Raw genomic sequence first — 19,511 nt, 5'->3', positions numbered from 1 at the left:
CTGATAACTGTTCACTGATTAAGCGCTATTTGGCTAATTGCTTCTTCCGTGACGCGGCAAATTCGCCAATCATCTAATATTGATGCTCCCATGCGACGGTAAAAGGCTTGGGCTGATTCATTCCAGTCGAGAACACTCCACTCTAATCGCCCACAACCGCGTTCGACGGCGATTTGGGCTAATTTGGTGAGGAGGGCTTTACCAATGCCTTGTCGGCGATATTCTGGCAGGACGAACAAATCTTCCAGATAAATTCCTGGCTTGGTGAGGAAGGTAGAGTAGTTATGAAAAAATAGGGCAAAACCTACAGCTTGACCTGCGGTTTCCGCTAAAATTGCTTCAACGTATTTTTGCGAACCAAATAGATGCTCTTGCAGTGCCAGAACATTACCAGTTACAGCATGAGTTAATTTTTCATACTCTGCCAATTCTTTGATTAAACCAAAAAGTGTTTCACTATCAGCAGGTTCAGCAAAACGCAAGGTCAAATTATTAGTCATTAGTCATTAGTCATTGGTCATTAGTCATTAGTCCATAGTTTATAGTCAATAGTCAATAGTCCATAGTCAATAGTCCATAGTCCATAAGACTTGTTGCAAAGCTTCCAAGTTATGAATCATGAACCGCCGATAAATGAGGCAGTGGGTTGGGGTGTGGCTTCCCCAGTCCCCAGTCCCCAGTACTTCAGATTAACCAACCCTTCAGCCGTTTAGCTATGTGAGGACGGCGCAGTTTCCGCATGGCTTTGCTTTGAATTTGTCGGACTCGTTCGCGGGATAGGTTGAACATATTACCGACTTCTTCTAAGGTGCAGGGTTCGCTGGTTGTTAAACCATAACGTAAAGAAATTACGTCTTTTTCTCTGGGGGTAAGCACATCACCTAAGACTTCCCAAATCTCCTGACGCATCATGTTTTCGTTCATTTTTGCTTCTGGAGATAGGTTATCTTCATCTTCTAATAAGTCCATCAGTTCGGTATCTTCTTCTTTACCGACTCGATGATTTAAGGATAGTGCTTGTCGGCGGAGTTGTTGGAGTTGGCGTAGTTGGGGGACGGTTATTTCCAACGCTTCTGCCATTTCCGCTTCTGTCGGGTTGCGGCTGAATTTTTGTTTGAGTTCCCGTTGGGCTTTTTTGAGTTTGTTGAGTTTTTCTACAATGTGAATTGGGAGGCGAATTGTTCTGGCATCATTGGCGATCGCTCTAGTGATTGCTTGTCTAATCCACCAGTAAGCGTATGTGGAAAACTTGTATCCTTTATCGGGATCAAACTTTTCTGTAGCCCGATTTAATCCCATTGCTCCTTCTTGAATTAAATCTAGAAAAGGTACTCCCCGATTGAGATATCGTTTGGCAATTGATACTACCAATCTCAAGTTCGAGCGAATCATTTTTCTTTTAGCTACTCGACCTTGATACAAGCGATTTTCTAATTGTTTTTCTGTTATATCTAACTCAGCCGCTATTTGCGCTTTTGTTGGCTGTTGTCCCAATTGTGATTGTAAAGCAGCTTGTAAATCTCTAAATTCTTCTAAAAATCTGACTCTTCTGGCTAATTCCACTTCTTCATCGGGTTTTAGCAGGGGATAGCGGGCCATTTCTTTGAAAAATGCCCCTACTGCGTCATCATGCTCGGTTTTATTATACCCAGAAGGCCGAGCGGCTGCCATTTGATCCCCATCGCGTTCGTCTGTTTCCAGATTTTCTACTACCGGGGCTTCTTCTTCTATGATTAGTTCTATATCGAGGCTATCAAGTGGATGCTCTTCATGTTCGACAGCATTCACTAGTATTTCCATTGTTCCCAATTCAGCAATATTCATAGTTTCCTTGAGGGATTCATGCTTTGTTTGGTACATAATTTAATGATAGATATTAACTACTGAGAGTTGGTAGTTTCCCTAACTCAAGATGTGCCTGTTTATTGGCAGAATCCAAGTTTCCGTAATTCGATTTTTAGAAATTCCGATTAATTGCTAGTATGTAGCTGCTATCTTTAACTTCTCTGGAATATTCAAATTGCACCTAAAGTTTATTTTCTCAGTTTCCCACAAATATATTGCTTATTTTTTTATTAATCATTTAATCTGTCAAACCCCCTCAACCTCTCTTTTATTTAACAATCGGAAAGAAATATAAAGAAATTCTTCCTTAAACTTTAATAATTATATACTTTTATAAAGTTTTTTAGCTTTACCCTGGGAGAGACATGAGAGCAATCATATTATTTGTTGGTCTGGACTTAATTAGTAGCTTCAGTAATTTTTCCGAATGCTAATAATTGGGCAATTTACTATTTTCAAGAAATTATTTGTATAAAAGCATCTCATAGAGACAAAGAAATGAATATCTATCGATGGGCGGAAAAAAGGCTATTCCCTATTTAGTACCTAGACAAAATATTTCATAAATTTCCAGGGAGTTAGTTTGATTTTTTATAGTTGTCTTCAAATATTTATTGCACGTATGGTCGGGTCAAATTTGTCTAGTAGATTACATAAGAGGTAACTTATCAAGTATTATAAGTAATAAAAGTAGTAGGTTTTACAATTTACATCTAAAGAAAGAAAAATTAAAATCTGGCAAGCTAAGTAAACTTAACTGGCTCGGTCTAAGGAAATAAGAAGATTTATCTTTAGAATTAAACAATTATGTATATTAATGACAACAATTCACTAGGTTTATTGGTTAGCGAAAATAAGGATTTATACCGAGCCGCTACAAATGCCAATCAGTACGTTGAAGTATTAGTAGACTTTCCGGGTAATTCAGGGTTATTTACATACCGGATACCGAACCAGTTAGAAATCAAACCAGGAGATATATTAAGTGTACCTTTCGGCTCGCAGCAATTAGGCGCGATCGCCATCAGATTATCGTCACAGCCCAATGTTGACATAGCACCAGAAAAAATCCGCGCAGTAGAGGATGTAGTCACTTCGGGGTTTTTTGCTAGCGCTTATTGGGAATTATTAAATCGAGTAGCGGCTTATTACTATACGCCATTAATTCAGGTAATAAGGGTAGCCTTACCACCGGGATTATTAGGGCGATCGCAAAGAAGAGTCCGCTTGATCAAAAGACAAAAAAATCAGTCATCTGTTCCCTTTTTAAGTCCGCCAGCACAGCAAATTCTGCAATTATTGCAAGACCAAGGGGCAGGGGATTATAGTTTTGCTTATTTGCAGCAAAAAGTTAAATCAACTTACAGAGGATTGCGGGAATTATTGCGTCATGGTTTAGTCGAAAGTTACTTGGAACCGCCCCGGACAACAAAACCAAAACTGCAAAAAGCAGTGATATTAATTGACACAATTGACCGTGACTTAACAACCAGGCAAAGAGAAATTTTAGATGTATTGCGAAGAAGTGGAGGTGAGTTATGGCACAGCGAATTGTTACAAATTTGTAGTACCAGTTCCTCCACCTTGAAGGCGATGGAACAAAAAGGCTACATTGCTATTGAAGAAAGAGAAATATTGCGTAAAGAACAGGCACAAGTATTAGATTTAGATATACCAAAGATATTAAATCTTGCCCAAAGTAATGCTTTAGCAACTATACAAAAGCTAGAGGGATTTGCTGAAGTATTGTTACATGGAGTCACAGGTTCCGGCAAAACAGAAGTATATTTACAAGCGATCGCCCCACTACTGGCACAAGGAAAATCAGCCCTAGTTCTAGTCCCAGAAATCGGACTGACACCCCAACTCACCGACCGTTTCCGCGCCCGCTTCGGCAACAATAAAATCAGCGTTTATCACAGCGCCCTCTCCGACGGCGAACGCTACGACACCTGGAGACAAATGTTGACAGGCGATCCCCAAATTGTCATCGGCACACGCAGCGCCGTTTTCGCCCCCCTACCCAACCTCGGCTTAATTATCCTCGACGAAGAACACGACAGCAGCTTCAAACAAGACTCCCCCATCCCCACCTACCACGCCCGCACCGTCGCCCAATGGCGTGCAGAACTAGAAAACTGCCCCTTGGTTCTAGGTTCCGCCACACCATCCTTAGACAGTTGGGTGAGTGTCAATAGTCAACAGTCCATAGTCAATAGTCAACAGTCAACAGTCAACAGTCAACAGTCAACAGTCCATAGTCAACAGGAATATTTAGAAAATTCTCCCCCATCTCCCCCATCTCCCTCATCTCCCCCATCTCCCTCATCTCCCCCATCTCCCCCATCTCCCCCCATTCCCCAGTCCCCAGTCCCCAGTCCCCAGTCCCTCTACTCCCCCCTCCCCGAACGCATCAACTCCCGCCCCTTACCGCCAGTGGAAATAGTAGATATGCGCCAGGAGTTACAACAGGGAAATCGTTCTATATTTAGTAGGTCGCTGCAAGAAGCTTTACAACAACTGCAACAAACAGGACAACAGGGAATTTTATTTATCCATCGCCGGGGACATAGTACCTTTGTATCTTGCCGCAGTTGTGGTTATGTAATGGAATGTCCCCACTGTGATGTGTCCCTAGCGTATCACCAAACAGAAGAAGGAGCGCCGCAATTATTGCGCTGTCACTACTGTAATTATGTGGCGGTACATCCTAAAAACTGCCCCGAATGCAGTTCACCTTACCTGAAATTCTTCGGGAGTGGGACTCAACGTGTCGCCCAAGAGTTAAGCCGACAGTTTCCAGAGTTGAAATACATCCGCTTTGATAGCGATACCACCCGTAACAAAGGCGCACACCGTACCCTACTAACTCGGTTTGCTAATGGGGAAGCGAATTTGTTGGTAGGGACGCAAATGCTGACTAAAGGTTTAGATTTACCACAGGTGACATTAGTAGGTGTGGTTGCTGCTGATGGACTGTTAAACTTATCAGATTATCGCGCCAGTGAACGGGCGTTTCAAACCTTGACTCAGGTGGCCGGGAGGGCGGGTAGAGGTGATGATCCCGGTAGGGTAATTATGCAAACCTATACTCCAGAACATCCGGTAATTGAGGCAGTCAGGTATCATGACTATGAATCTTTTGTGCAAGCAGAGTTAGAACAACGGCAAGTTCTCAATTATCCGCCTTATGGTAGGTTAATTTTGTTAAGGCTGAGTAGCTTTGATCCTATTCAAGTACAGAATACAACGAGTGCGATCGCCACAGTTTTAAGTGACAACCCAGGATTTGAAATTTTAGGCCCAGCACCAGCTAGTGTGATGCGGGTAGCCAACCGTTATCGCTGGCAGATATTGTTAAAATTTGCCCCTGACGCTTTACCACATCTACCAGACTGGGAAGAAATACGCTTACTTTGCCCCGATGGTGTCAATTTAACTATAGATGTAGACCCCTTGAATATTATGTGAGAGACTGGGGACTGGGGACTGGGGGAGATGAGGGAGATGAGGGAGAATAACAACTGTCACCTGCTACATCAGCGTTCATCTGCGTTCATCTGCGTTCAATTTTTTCCCAATCTATTGCCACGCTACCACAACCAAAAACCCAAACAACAGTATAAACCCAAGTACATATATAATCTGGGTAGTGCGATCGACCTTAGCCAAAATTTCCTGGTAAGAAAGCTGGTAATTTTGCACGAGAAAAAATGCTTGTGGACTAAATAAGAAGGGTAACAAGCGACTGAGTACCAGCCTGAGAAAAAAGTTGATTCTCCATATCTTAGTGCGGAAAGGGTCTTGACCATACTGCCAGGGAAAAGCAATTTGCACAAGCCTAATTAAAGCTTTCGTATCAGCAACCCGCAAGGACTCATATAAAGGTAGTGCCTGTGAGATATCATCATTAGTTTGAGAAAGTGCTTCATCCAGAACACAGACATCTTCTAACGCCGCATTTACCCCTTGTCCGATGTCTGGCGGAAAGCAATGGATGGTATCACCTAACAGCACTACCCCAATAGGCAAAGAATCCTGATTTTTTGACTTGCTTGTCAATAAAAATTGTAATCCAGAACAATACTGAGGTTTAGGAAAATAACCGCCTTCACTTTTAGCAAAGCGGTCTGCTTCTTCCGGCGATAATATCTTACGAGTCGTGATGCGTAAAGCCCCCACGCTTCAGCCGGGGGTAGAGCGCGAACAGGACAAATAAATTTGTCCGTAATGATTACAAAACGCAAATACGATTTATAATAATAGAGGAGGTGACAAATAAGTGTTTAATCTGACATACGAATTTAAATTAAAGCCAACCCATGCACAGGCTCAGATATTTGAAGACTGGTTAGAAATTAATCGCCGAGTCTACAACTATGCCTTAGCTGAACGCAAAGATTGGTATTTATCGCGTAGTTGTCAGATTAACGCCTGTTCACTCAAACACGAATACATCATTCCTGCTGATACGTCCCGACCCACCTACGCCAGTCAGTGCAAAGCGTTAACTGCTGCAAAGAAAGAGTTTCCTGAACTCAAGAAAGTGCAGTCTCAAGTTTTGCAGCAAACCTTAAAACGCTTAGAAGTGGCGTTTGTAGCAATGTGGGAGAGAAATCACGGCTTCCCTCGGTTCAAAAAAATGGGAAGGATGCGGTCTTTTGTCTTCCCGCAAATGCAAGGTGAAAGACTGAAACCAGGAATGGTTAACCTTCCTGTGATTGGATGGGTTAAATTACGACAATCAAGGGGAATACCTGATGGTGGCGTAGTCAAGCAAGCGCGTGTAGTGAAGCGTGCTTCTGGTTGGTACGTGATGCTAATCGTCCAATGGAATGTATCTGTGCCATCACCGATGCCACACGGGGAAGCTGTGGGGATTGATGTAGGCCTAACAAGTTTTATTGCTACCTCCAATGGGTTGACTGTCAAGCGCCCAAAGTTTTTTGTAGATGCCGAACGCAAGCTTAAATTGCTGCAACAGCGTGTCTCTAGAAAACGTAAGGGATCAAATAATTGGTATAAAGCTCAAAAGAAAGTAGCAAAACTGCATGAGTACGTCGCTAATTATCGTAAGGACTGGCACTCTAAACTGTCTCACCAAATCTGCAACGATGCCGGAATGCTATTTGTTGAAGATTTAAACTTGGTCGGGCTATCCTGTGGGATGCTAGGCAAACATTGTCTAGATGCTGGGTTTGGTCAATTTTTCAATATTTTAGAACAGACCTGCTTTAAGCGCGGTGTCTATTTTCAAAAAGTGGACAGTCGTAAAACTAGCCAGATTTGCCCTAACTGTGGTGTTGAAACGGGTAAGAAAGATTTGTCAGAACGTACTCATGCTTGTTCAAATTGCGGCTATATAACTGATAGAGATGTGGCAGCCGCGCAGGTAGTTCTTATAAAAGGACTTGCAGCCGTAGGGCATACGGTCAAGATGCTTGCTGAGGGTAAATTCGTTGGAATCCCCGTGAAGCAAGAATCCCCGAATTTCTAATTCGGGGAGTGTCAAATTTGCCGTCCGTGGTTCCTCTGGGTCTTTGACAGGTAGTATACCAAGGCGTAAATAACGCTGAGGATGACGCAATGCAGCCAGAACAATATAAGCCCTTTCACTCACAGCGTATTCTGCGCCATCGTGATCCAAGATAGGTTGCGGTGGTAAGCTTAAAACTTTATACCTCAAACCTGCACTATCACAGGGGAAAAGCTGCATCTGAAATTTGTTCAACCCGGAGGTATCCCACTCTGCTAAGGTCTGGCGAACTAAAGAACGAAGACCATCACAACCAATTAGAAGACTTGGTGCAAATCTGACAAAATTATCTTTACCGACCTCAGCAATAACATCTAATTTATCTTCTTGATTATTAGTAGTTATTTTGTTAATTTCGACACATTTAGCATTAAAAAGTACCTTGATACAGTCTTGCCAATTCTGTGCCTCCTGATACAACATCCTCACAAAAGCTTTTCTGGTTATCCAATAAGAAGTTTTTCGCTTAGGGTCTACAATCGGCAGTTTTGATGATTTTATGCTACCATTTGGAGCAATTCTGGTTAAAGAAAATTCTTGAGTGGAAACGCCTATTGTTGGAAGATTAGACGTAATTCCTAGATAGTCTGTAAACTTTTGTCCTCGACCATCTATTAAATAATTAAATGACTTGTCTGGTTCATAGTAATCTGCTGTGCTTCTTTGTTCTAGGACAGTGATATCTGTCCAACCGCGTTTAGCCAGCATTAAGGCTGTAGCTAAACCGGACGGGCCACCACCCACAATCAAAACACTCTGCTGACACTTAGACTTATCGGTTATAAATGATTGTTCTGCATTCATATTCTGCTTAAATTTGCTAGCAGTTATTATGTTTCATATATTATTCCTGAAAATTATTAAAGGTTAGATACTAGTTGCGATTATTTGATTTAATTTATTAATTTTAACACCAAAAATTCTATTCACACTTAAAATATCAAATTTATACTTGATGTTTAAATATAAGTAAGGTTAGTAATGTCTATCACAACATCTTTTTGGTGGGCGATGCCCACCCTAATACAATAGTTTTCTCTTAAGTAATATCTAAATTACGTGTAATATTATACTTAAATTTCATTTTTCAAGTGAAACTTATACATTATCAAGTAGCCAATCTTGAGGATGTGTTGTATAAACAGGAGAGTTTATAGGCAAAATATATGTGTAAAAGTAAATTTAAATATTCTTGATGGAGACTTTAAACAGTAAGTAAAAAATAGTAATGGTTTAAATAAGTAAGTTATGTAGAGTAAATAGAGTTAACCCAAAAGTTGCCAAATTGCTCACAGTCTTATCAGTAAACAGGTAATTTTTTATATCTAATATTTAGTTTCATAACACGCAATTGGAATTAGGCATGAAATAAATGGGACTAGGTTTGTTACAAATTGGCTTAACGCTGTGTATTGTCATAGCAATTACCCCGGTTTTAGGTAGATACATAGCCCTGGTGTTCTTGGGAGAAAGAACTATACTTGATCCTCTGATGAACCCGATAGAGCGGAGCATCTATGTAATATCAGGTGTCCGTCCTAAAGATGATATGACTGGTTGGCAGTATATACGCGCCATACTTTACACTAACCTGTTCATGGGAATCTTAGTATATTCATTGATACATTATCAGAGGTTATTACCCTGGAATCCCAACGGGTTCGGTGTGCCTCGCTGGGATATTATTCTGCATACAGTAGTTTCATTTGTTACGAATACTGACCAGCAACATTATGCAGGGGAGACAACCCTGAGTTATTTCTCGCAAGTAGCAGCTTTAGGATTTTTGATGTTTACTTCCGCCGCCACGGGTTTGGCTGTGGGTATTGCCTTTATTCGCGGCTTAACAGGGAAAAAACTCGGCAACTTCTATGTTGATCTCACCCGTGGGATCACGAGGATATTATTGCCCATCTCGGTCATTGGTGCGATCGCCTTAGTTTTGTTAGGTGTACCGCAAACATTAAGCCCAACCCTAACCATCACCACCCTAGAAGGCGGAACCCAATACATCGCCAGAGGCCCAGTCGCCTCGTTTGAGATGATCAAAATGTTGGGGGAAAACGGCGGTGGTTTTTTTGCGGCTAACTCCGCTCACCCTTTTGAAAATCCCAACGGTGCGACTAACTTCATCGAAACCATTGCCATGATTGCGATCCCCGCAGCCATGATATACACATACGGTGTATTTGCCAAAAATATTAAACAGGCTTGGCTCTTGTTTTGGATGGTATTTATTGTATTTGTGATTCTGGTGTGGGTAGCCGCAACTGGGGAACTACAAGGAAATCCTTTAGTCAACGGTACTTTAGGTATAGAGAAACCCAACTTAGAAGGTAAAGAAGTGCGCTTCGGCTGGGCAGAAACAGCACTTTGGGCAGTGATGACAACCGCCACCATGTGCGGCGCAGTCAACGGAATGCACGATGCTTTAATGCCTCAAGGACTATTTGCAACTTTATTTAACTTATTTTTACAAATAATTTGGGGCGGTCAAGGAACTGGGACAGCTTACCTATTCATTTACCTAATTCTCACAGTCTTCCTGACAGGGTTAATGGTGGGACGTACCCCAGAAATTTTTGGGCGCAAAATCGAAAAGCGGGAAATTGTTCTCGCCAGCTTAATCTTACTAGTTCACCCCATAGTAGTGTTAATTCCCAGTGCGATCGCCCTAGCCTATCCCTTTTCCCTCTCCGGTATTACTAACCCAGGCTTTCATGGCATTTCCCAGGTAGTTTATGAATACGCCTCAGCCAGCGCCAACAATGGTTCCGGCTTAGAAGGACTGACAGACAATAGCCTCTGGTGGAATCTCAGCACCAGCGTCAGCATTCTTGTAGGACGCTACGTTCCCATAATCGCCATGCTGCTGTTGGCTGATAGTATGTCACGTAAACAAACTGTACCCCAAACCCCAGGAACCCTCAAGACAGATTCCCTACTATTTACCACCGTCACCGCCGGCATAGTTTTGATATTGGGAGTTTTAACATTCTTCCCCGTCCTCGCACTAGGCCCCATCGCCGAAGCCTTTAAACTAGCCTCTGGTAGTTAATCAGTTATCAGTTGACAGTTATCAGTTATCAGTTATCAGTTGTTACCTTTCCCCCTTCCCCAGTCCCCAGTCCCCAGTCCCCAGTCCCCACTATGAACCCATCTGCACCTACCCCAAAAAATAAACCCCCCCGTTCTCGTACTAGCGATCGCCCTCAAGCACGCAAGAAAGTTAAAATCAAAACCAAAGGTATCTACCTGCGGGCAATTGGGGATGCTTTTGTTAAACTCAATCCCAAATCTGCCATTAGAAACCCTGTGATGTTTTTGGTGTGGGTGGGAACTCTCATCACCTTATCAGTCACAATTGAACCCAATTTATTCGGCCCCACCCAACAGAAAAATCCCCAACTTTTCAACGGTATCTTAACCGGGATTTTGTTCTTTACCGTTTGGTTTGCTAACTTTGCCGAAGCTGTAGCCGAGGGTAGAGGTAAAGCCCAAGCTGATACTTTACGCTCAACCAAATCGGAGACACTTGCCAAGCTACTCGCCCCCGATGGCACAATTACAGATGTCCCTTCCACTAGTCTTAAACAAGGGGATACTGTATATGTAGTAGCAGGCGATATCATCCCCGCCGATGGGGAAGTTATTATGGGTGTCGCCTCAGTCGATGAATCAGCGATTACGGGAGAATCTGCTCCAGTTCTCAAAGAATCAGGCTCAGATATTGCCAGTTCTGTTACTGGTGGTACGCGCATTATCTCCGATGAACTGATTGTCCGGGTAACGGCTGACCCAGGTAAAGGTTTTATTGACCGGATGATTGCCTTAGTTGAAGGTGCGGAACGGACAAAAACACCGAATGAAGTTGCTTTGACGGTGTTACTCGCTGTTTTGAGCTTGGTATTCTTGTTTGTTGTCGCTACCTTACCCGTATTCGCCTACTATGCAGATACCCCAGTCAACGTCCCGATTTTGGTAGCCCTATTAGTTGCCTTGATCCCCACCACCATCGGCGGCTTACTCAGTGCGATCGGCATTGCGGGTATGGATAGAGTCGCCCAATTTAACGTCATCGCCACCTCTGGACGGGCGGTGGAAGCTTGCGGTGATGTGAATACCTTAGTATTAGATAAAACTGGTACTATCACCTTGGGGAATCGCTTGGCGGAAGAGTTTATCCCGATTAATGGGTATTCCATCGAGCAAGTAGCTAGTGTTGCTTGGGCGGCTAGCGTGTTTGATGATACACCAGAAGGTAAATCAATTGTTCGCCTAGCGGAGAAATTAGGTATTAGATATGACCTCGACCCTAACCAAGCACAGGGCGTAGAGTTTTCCGCAAAAACCCGCATGAGTGGGACTAACTTACCGGGGGGACGGGAAGCGCGGAAGGGAGCAGTGGGAGCAATTAAGGGATTTGTGCGATCGCGCAATGGACGAGTTACCCCAGAATTAGATGCAGCCTATGAGCGAGTTTCTCAACAGGGAGGTACACCCCTAGCAGTCTGCTTAGATAACGAAATCTACGGTGTCATCTACCTCAAAGACATAGTGAAATCTGGTATTCGCGAACGCTTTGACCAATTGCGGCGTATGGGAGTACGCACCATTATGTTGACTGGTGACAACCACATCACCGCCTATGTAATTGCACAAGAAGCTGGAGTTGATGACTTTATCGCCGAAGCTACGCCAGAAGATAAAATCAGCGTCATTCAGCGAGAACAAGCCCAAGGTAAACTCGTAGCCATGACAGGGGATGGAACCAACGATGCACCAGCCTTAGCCCAAGCGAATGTCGGTGTAGCCATGAATACAGGCACTCAAGCCGCCAAAGAAGCCGCTAACATGGTTGATTTGGACTCAGATCCGACAAAACTCATCGATATCGTCAGTATTGGGAAGCAATTGCTGATTACGCGGGGTGCATTAACCACATTTTCCATTGCTAACGATATTGCTAAATACTTTGCCATTATTCCCGTCATTTTTGCATCCGCTAATTTGCAAAGTCTCAATGTGATGAATTTGACAAGTACCAATTCTGCTGTACTGTCCGCGTTGATTTATAATGCCCTAATTATTCCGGCTTTGATACCCTTGGCGTTGAAAGGTGTCCAATTTCGACCCCTCACAGCTAATCAATTACTGCAACGCAACATTTTAATTTATGGTTTAGGTGGAGTTATCGCCCCATTTATCGCCATTAAATTAATAGATGTGCTAATTACACTCGTTGGGTTGGCGTGAATTGGGTATTGGGGACTGGGGAGATGAGGGAGATGAGGGAGTGGGGGAGATGGGGGAGATGAGGGAGAATAACTTTGGACTATTGACTATTGACTGTTGACTGTTGACTGTTGACTATTGACTATTGACTATTGACTATTGACCATGAAACTTAATAAGTTTTTGACGATGAATTTTCACATTTTGCCACGGCGGTTTAAACATCATCTATTATTAGCGATCGCCATTATTTTCGCTTTACATTTTCTCATTCATCCAGCAGCTTATGCTATTACTGGCATTGCTGTAAATCAAACTGCTGCTTGGGCTTTTCGCGTCTTAGCATTAGTACTAGCATCACTTGTGATTTACTTATTTGTCGTCATTTTTCAGCCAGAACGCTTTTAACAGTGGACAGTGAACAGTTATCAATTAAATCCTTGACAAAATTAAAAATTCAACGTGTCTGGAAAAATTTATATGTCCTTGATTCGAGAAATTTTAAGAGCTATTCGTATTACTCTAGTATTTTGGTTGATAGCAGGCATCATTTATCCTCTAGCTATTTTAGTAGTTGGTCAAGGATTATTTCCCTATCAAGCTAACGGTAGCGTCATGCAAAATATAGAAGCACAACCAATTGGTTCCGCTTTAATTGGTCAAGTATTCGCCTCCGAACAATATTTTCATAGTCGTCCCAGTGCAGCAAGATATAGTCAAGGTAGAAAAGCTAGACCAACAGGTATATCTGGGGGTAGCAATTTAGCTCCTAGCAACCCAGCATTATTAAACCGTATTATTGAGGAAGCAAATCGACTGCGCGAAGAAAATATTCAACCTATTGAAGATTTAATATATAGTTCTGGTTCAGGCTTAGACCCCCATATTTCTATTCAAGCAGCAAGACAACAAATAGAGAGAGTAGCCCGCGCCCGTAATGTGCAACCCGATGAAATTCTCCGTTTAATGAATAAATACACAGACGGTAGATTTTTAGGGATTTTTGGCGAACCAGGAGTCAATGTTTTGCGATTAAATTACGCTCTTGATTTGCAGGATTTAAATAATCAGCAAAATCGATAAGATTGGGGAAAGGGGAAGGGGGAAAGGGGAAAGGGAAAAATAACAACTGTCAACTGATAACTGATAACTGATAACTGATAACTGATAACTGATAACTGTCAACTGTCAACTGTCAACTGTCAACTGTCAACTGATAACTGATAACTGTCAACTGTCAACTGTCAACTGTCAACTGTCAACTGATAACTGATAACTGATAACTGATAACTGATAACTGATAACTGATAACTGATAACTGACTAATGACTAATTACCAATTAAAACGGGGTAAGCATAAAATATTTATTGGTATGGCTCCGGGTGTAGGAAAAACTTACCGGATGCTAGAAGAAGCGCACGCACTTAAACAAGAAGGAATTGATGTTGTTATTGGGCTTTTAGAAACCCACGGACGCAAGGAAACAGCCGATAAAGCAGCAGGGTTGGAAATTGTCCCGCGTCAGGAAATTGTGAGAAGTGGGCTAACACTAACGGAAATGGATACAGACGCTATTATCAAGCGCTTACCCCAATTGGTGTTAGTTGATGAACTCGCTCATACCAACGTTCCTGGTTCGCCACGAGAAAAACGCTACGAAGATGTGGAAGTCATTTTAGCCGCAGGTATTGATGTCTATTCCACAATGAACGTGCAGCATTTGGAAAGTCTCAATGATGTGGTAGCAAGAATTACTGGTGTGGTCGTCAGAGAGCGTGTAGCTGATAGGATTTTGGAAGAAGCTGATGAAGTAGTGGTAATAGATGTTACGCCAGAAACATTACAAGAACGGTTGTTGGAAGGGAAAATTTATGCACAGCCAAAAATCCAACAATCCCTGGATAACTTTTTTCAACGCCGTAATTTAATTGCTTTGCGGGAATTGGCTTTGCGAGAAGTAGCTGATAACGTAGAAGAAGAAGCGATCGCCACCATCCCTAACGGACAATTTTGTAACATTCACGAACGGGTTTTAGTCTGTGTATCTACTTATCCCAACTCAGTCCAACTTTTGCGGCGGGGTGCAAGAATAGCTAACTACATGAATGCACCATTATATGTTTTATTTGTTGCCAATCCTGAACGCTTCCTCACCAAAGAAGAAAGTTTACACATAGATACTTGCGAGAAATTGTGTAAAGAATTTGACGGTACTTTTATTCGTGAGACTAACACTAATATAGCTCAGGCGATCGCACAAGTTGCAGAAAAATACCGCATTACACAAATAGTCATCGGCGAAAGTCACCACTCACGCTGGCGAATTCTCCTCAAAGGTTCATTAACTCAAAAATTAGTCCGCTTGCTAAAAAACATTGATATACACATCATCGCCAGCGAAAAAGCCTCATCCAAACGCTGACATCAATTCAAAAAATCAGTAAACGTTAAAGTAATTCGTTAAAAGTTTGCTTCACCATTACTATCTGCTATCTGCATTTTCCGCAGAATTGCAGCTTGAATCTTAGCATCAAAATTAGGGTCTTCTACAGTCGTAATCATCTCATGTTGACCCTCATTGAGCCTATCAAGATAAACTCTAAGAGCTATTTTATCATCACGATGTTGGAGAAAGTACCGTCTCAATTCTTCATCAGACATAGCAGCATAATCAATCTGACTCATTAAAATATCTCTCCATGTGGGTTAAATTGAAACACAACAGCTTAGAATAGTTCTTGATACCTAAGATGTTGAAACTAGTCTAACCATCTTGATTTATGGCTCGAATTAATCTGTTAGATACTCGTACTACTAGTTTCGGTGATTTGATTGGTAATGGCAAGATTTATCGAGTACCAATTTTCCAGCATGATTACTCTTGGAATGAAGTAAATTGGGAAGACCTTTGGCAAGATATTTTAGCACTCCATACTAACCCTGACTCTAGCCACTACATGGGGGCGCTTGTTCTACAAACTTCTAGCACTTCAGATAAAGAGTTTACAATTATTGATGGGCAACAACGGTTAGCTACTCTCAGTATTGTTGCTATTGCTGTGATTGATAAAATCCAAAAATTAGTAGAGAAAGAAGAGGAAAAAGAAGCTAATCACGAAAGACAAGAAATCCTCAAGCGTACATACCTTAGTGATAAAGATCCCCGCTCTCTGCGTTATTCAAGCAAGCTGATTTTAAATGAAAATAACAACGATTTTTATCAAAGCAATTTAATTAACCTGAGAAGACCACTTAATATTCGCGCTCTAGCAAAGTCCAATCAATTACTTTGGCAGGCTTTTCAGTATTTTTCTACTCATCTTGCAGAACTGCCAGAAGTTATTCACAGTGGCGAAAAATTGGCTGAATTTTTAACCAATACTGTAGCTCAAAGATTACTTTTTATTCAGATTAACGTTGAAGATGAATTGAATGCTTATACAGTTTTTGAAACTCTCAATGCTAGAGGTGTAGAACTAAGCTCAACAGATTTACTCAAGAATTACTTATTTTCGCTATTCCAGGGGCCAGACGATTTACAGGAGGCACAAAGGCAATGGAGGCGAATTATTAATACAGTGCAAATGGAAAAATTTCCTGAATTTCTTCGCTACTATCTTAGTCTCACACAAACCAGAGTAAGACGTGAAAGACTATTTAAAATAGTTCGTGAAGTGGTGAAAGATGCTCAACAAGCATTTGATTTACTCGATAAACTGGAAAATTACAGCAGTCTCTTTATTGCTCTTGGTAACTCTAATGATGAGTTTTGGCGCGATGCTTCAGAAAATAGACCATATATTCGTGAACTTGAATTATTCGGAGTAAAGCAAGCCTATCCAACTCTATTTACAGCTTATGAAAGGTTTTCGCCTCAAGACTTTACTCGCTTATTAAAACTTGTGTGTGTACTGTCGTTTCGCTATACCATTGTGAGTAGTTTAAATCCTAATGAATTAGAATTACTTTATAACAAAGTAGCAATTGCAATTACAAAAGGTGAGATAACCAATCCCAAACAAGTGTTTGATAATCTTCGCTCAGTTTATGTTTCAGACGAAAAGTTCTTCCAAGACTTCTGTTTATTCTCAATGTCTACGAAGGGACAAAAGAAGAAGTTAGCCAAATATATCTTATGTAAACTTGAGGCAGATACTTCTCATATAGATGTTAACGAAGATAGTTTTTCCATTGAACATATATTACCAGAATCACCTAGTAGCGATTGGCGGCAACAGTTCACTGATTCCCAAATAGAAGAAATGGTATATCGTCTAGGGAACTTAACCCCATTAGAACCTCATCTTAATCGGCAAGTAGGTAATGACATTTATCCAATTAAGCGAGAAGCTTATCAGCAGAGTGTGTATCAAATTACAAAAGATATATTAGCTGAAGAATGGACTCCAGATACACTGGCTGCAAGGCAAAAACGTTTAGCACAACGAGCTGTTCATATTTGGAGAGCCGACTTTTCTGTGTAACGCATCATGGCGCGTAATTTTACAGTAAAGGTACTTCCTTTACTTAATTCACTTTGCACATCTATACTGCCGTGATGGGCTTGAGTGATAGCCTGAACAATAGCTAATCCTAACCCAGAACCGCCCGTAATGCGAGAGCGATCGCTACTTACCCGATAAAACCGATCAAAAATGCGATTTAATTCCTGTTTTGGAATACCAATACCAGTATCTTGAACTTTAATTACAGCATCATGGTCATTACGGTCTAATACAACCGTTACTTTTCCACCTCTGGGTGTGTATTGAATTGCATTGACGATTAAATTAGAAACTAATCTATAAAGCTGGTCGGAATTTCCGATAATATTCACATCTTGATTAACTTGTATTGAAGATATCAACTTCACCCCGGCGGTAGTTGCCATTGCTGCAAACTCTTCAATTAAATCGCTAACTATATCATTTAAACAACAAAATTCACGCTGCAACTTTTGGTGTCTATCTAAACGAGCTAACATTAACAAATCAACAACTAAAGCCGTCATCCTCTGATTTTGACGGTGTATAGTTTGCAAAATATCCCTTGTTTCTTCTGGGTCTATTTGTGTCATTAAAAGTGCTGATTCTACCGTTGCACTTGTGGCAGCTAAAGGCGTTCGTAATTCATGCGCGGCATCTGCTGTGAACTGTTGAATTTGTCGATATGACTGATAAACTGGCTGCATAGCTAATCCTGATAACCACCAACTAGCCCCAGCAATCATCACCATTGCTATTGGCAATCCTAATCCCAAAATTAGTTTTACACTATCTAAATAATGGTTAAATTCCTCTAAACTTCGCCCTACCTGCATATATCCCCAATCTTGATAATCTTGGGTATGCAGCGATAGAGTAATTTGATGGTATTCTTTACCTTGGTTGTCCTTAAGAAATTGCCAAGTTTGTGGATTAAAAACGTTAGGTAATCCCTCTGGATGATAACCAACATTAGCAATTAATTTTCCGGAAATATCAAAAAAACGTACATAGTAGCTAGTTTTAGTCACAATGCCGAGAAGATGGCGTTTAGAATGCGGCTGTTGAATACAATTACTAGCTTCCCCTTCACAGTTACCTTGATTGGGTAATAACTGACTCACTAAAGGTTCCAAACGTCCAGGGGACTTTAATTTTAGTTCAATACTATCATGCAGTGTTCCCGCTACCGACTCGATTTCACTGTCTAAAGCCACCACATGAGCATGAAATACAGACCTATAAAAACCAAAAGCACATAGGCTTAAAATCAAACCCATGACAATAGCATAATACAGAGCTAGGCGAATGCGAGTCAGCCGAAACAGTTTATTTTGATTCATCATGAAATTTAAAACGATATCCCAGACCGTGCAAAGTCTCTATTGGATTAGCACAATCACTATTGATAAGTTTGCGACGTAACAAACGTATTTGCGCCGCTACTACATTACTACTAGATTCCGCATTAACTTCCCAAATTTGATTACGAATTTGTTCAGTAGTCAAAATTTGGTTGGGATGCTTCATCAAATATTCCAATAGTTGAAATTCTTTATTAGTTAATGTAATCCGTTGTTGTTCACCTGTTGTATTTTGTTTGATAACTGTACTGTTACCATAATCTAGAGTTAAATTACCAACAGTTAATTGTTGGGGTTGGAATAGGGGAGAGCGACGTTGTAAAGCCCGCAATCTTGCTAACAATTCTACCATGCCAAAAGGTTTGACTAAGTAGTCATCTGCACCAGCATCTAAACCAGTAACTTTATCCTCCATGCTATCTTTAGCAGTTAATATTAAAATAGGAAGAGGGTTTGCTTTATAACGTAGTCTTTTACATAATTCTAAACCAGTAATTCCCGGAAGCATCCAATCGAGAATCGCCACTGTATATTGCGCCGAACTATTTTCTAAGTAAGCCCAAGCGTCATTACCATCTACAACCCAATCAACTAAGTATTTATGTTGATTTAAAGTACGCTTAATAGCAGCACCTAAATCTGGTTCATCTTCGACAAGTAGTACCCTCATATCTAATTAAATAATTAAAGTTTTGCTAATTTGTGATATAAGCAGACCGTGCAATAGGGATATCCCTATTAATAGGTTGACAGAATTTGATGAAATTAGGATGAAATCCGGCAGGATTGTGACTAACTTATACCAATTTTATATGAGGTAGCACATAAGATAAAATCCAATAATTTATCTGCGTTTATCTGCGTGCATCTGCGTTCAACTATTCTCAACATATTATTCTATGCAGGTTCATATTAATTGAGTATTACATCTTGCACTAATCTCTTATTACTAAGATAACAACTGAGAAAGCTGATTATTTCCTGGGCTGGGCAGTGCCTACTATCCTCTGAATGAACAGGTGCAAGATAAAGGCAAAATCAGCAAT

The 19,511-nt window shown here is 41.2% G+C and carries 13 protein-coding genes and 2 pseudogenes; 8 read left to right on the top strand and 7 right to left on the bottom strand.

Going from position 1 to position 19,511, the window contains the following annotated elements:
* Positions 1-11: 11 nt before the first annotated feature.
* Positions 12-500, bottom strand: coding sequence for a GNAT family N-acetyltransferase (locus H6G83_RS26590; RefSeq protein ID WP_190477625.1), 489 nt, complete (start codon positions 498-500; stop codon positions 12-14).
* Between the two features lie 184 nt (positions 501-684).
* The gene (locus H6G83_RS26585) at positions 685-1,860 is read right to left on the bottom strand and encodes an RpoD/SigA family RNA polymerase sigma factor (protein ID WP_190477623.1); all 1,176 of its coding nucleotides are present in this window, start codon (positions 1,858-1,860) and stop codon (positions 685-687) included.
* Between the two features lie 792 nt (positions 1,861-2,652).
* Here H6G83_RS26585 and priA point away from each other — a divergent pair.
* Positions 2,653-5,316, top strand: coding sequence for a primosomal protein N' (gene priA, locus H6G83_RS26580; protein ID WP_190477621.1), 2,664 nt, complete (start codon positions 2,653-2,655; stop codon positions 5,314-5,316).
* A 111-nt stretch (positions 5,317-5,427) separates the two neighbouring features.
* Here the strand turns inward: priA and H6G83_RS26575 are convergent.
* Positions 5,428-6,015, bottom strand: a pseudogene (locus H6G83_RS26575) (FAD-dependent oxidoreductase); the annotation flags it as partial.
* A 112-nt stretch (positions 6,016-6,127) separates the two neighbouring features.
* On the opposite strand from H6G83_RS26575, the gene H6G83_RS26570 reads away from it, so the two are divergent.
* Complete coding sequence (locus H6G83_RS26570) at positions 6,128-7,342, top strand: RNA-guided endonuclease InsQ/TnpB family protein (RefSeq protein ID WP_190477617.1); 1,215 nt, start codon at positions 6,128-6,130, stop codon at positions 7,340-7,342.
* A 264-nt stretch (positions 7,343-7,606) separates the two neighbouring features.
* On the opposite strand, the pseudogene H6G83_RS35555 reads toward H6G83_RS26570, so the two are convergent.
* A pseudogene (locus H6G83_RS35555) lies at positions 7,607-8,185 on the bottom strand (FAD-dependent oxidoreductase); the annotation flags it as partial.
* Between the two features lie 568 nt (positions 8,186-8,753).
* On the opposite strand from H6G83_RS35555, the gene kdpA reads away from it, so the two are divergent.
* From kdpA to H6G83_RS26545, 5 genes are all read left to right on the top strand, one after another.
* A complete protein-coding gene (kdpA, locus tag H6G83_RS26565; RefSeq protein WP_190477614.1) occupies positions 8,754-10,439 on the top strand; it encodes a potassium-transporting ATPase subunit KdpA in 1,686 nt (561 codons plus the stop codon).
* 92 nt (positions 10,440-10,531) lie between these two features.
* Entirely contained in the window at positions 10,532-12,637 is a 2,106-nt protein-coding gene (kdpB, locus tag H6G83_RS26560) for a potassium-transporting ATPase subunit KdpB (RefSeq protein WP_190477612.1), read from the top strand.
* A gap of 144 nt (positions 12,638-12,781) precedes the next feature.
* The gene (locus tag H6G83_RS26555; protein WP_390822868.1) at positions 12,782-13,024 is read left to right on the top strand and encodes a potassium-transporting ATPase subunit F; all 243 of its coding nucleotides are present in this window, start codon (positions 12,782-12,784) and stop codon (positions 13,022-13,024) included.
* Between the two features lie 72 nt (positions 13,025-13,096).
* On the top strand, positions 13,097-13,699 hold the full coding sequence (gene kdpC / locus H6G83_RS26550) for a K(+)-transporting ATPase subunit C (protein WP_190477608.1): 603 nt from the start codon (positions 13,097-13,099) through the stop codon (positions 13,697-13,699).
* Positions 13,700-13,941: 242 nt separating this feature from the next.
* Positions 13,942-15,039 carry a universal stress protein gene (locus H6G83_RS26545; RefSeq protein WP_190477606.1) on the top strand — a complete coding sequence of 366 codons (1,098 nt, stop codon included), beginning with the start codon at positions 13,942-13,944 and terminating at the stop codon, positions 15,037-15,039.
* 38 nt (positions 15,040-15,077) lie between these two features.
* On the opposite strand, the gene H6G83_RS26540 is transcribed toward H6G83_RS26545, so the two are convergent.
* Positions 15,078-15,302, bottom strand: coding sequence for a DUF6887 family protein (locus H6G83_RS26540; protein WP_190477604.1), 225 nt, complete (start codon positions 15,300-15,302; stop codon positions 15,078-15,080).
* Between the two features lie 95 nt (positions 15,303-15,397).
* On the opposite strand from H6G83_RS26540, the gene H6G83_RS26535 reads away from it, so the two are divergent.
* Positions 15,398-17,101 (top strand): DUF262 domain-containing protein, encoded by a 1,704-nt coding sequence (locus tag H6G83_RS26535; RefSeq protein WP_190477602.1) that lies wholly within the window; start codon positions 15,398-15,400, stop codon positions 17,099-17,101.
* Here H6G83_RS26535 and rppB read toward each other — a convergent pair.
* Both rppB and rppA read right to left on the bottom strand, forming a co-directional pair.
* Positions 17,071-18,444 (bottom strand): two-component system sensor histidine kinase RppB, encoded by a 1,374-nt coding sequence (gene rppB / locus H6G83_RS26530; protein WP_190477600.1) that lies wholly within the window; start codon positions 18,442-18,444, stop codon positions 17,071-17,073. The genes H6G83_RS26535 and rppB overlap by 31 nt on opposite strands.
* Positions 18,431-19,135 (bottom strand): two-component system response regulator RppA, encoded by a 705-nt coding sequence (rppA, locus tag H6G83_RS26525; RefSeq protein WP_190477597.1) that lies wholly within the window; start codon positions 19,133-19,135, stop codon positions 18,431-18,433. The genes rppB and rppA overlap by 14 nt, the downstream gene beginning before the upstream one ends.
* Positions 19,136-19,511 lie beyond the last annotated feature (376 nt).

The organism is Anabaena azotica FACHB-119, from assembly GCF_014697625.1.
GTDB classification, from domain to species: Bacteria; Cyanobacteriota; Cyanobacteriia; order Cyanobacteriales; family Nostocaceae; genus Trichormus; species Trichormus azoticus_A.
The sequence above is the reverse complement of the archived record's forward strand: the minus strand, read 5'-3'. Positions and strand labels throughout refer to the sequence as shown.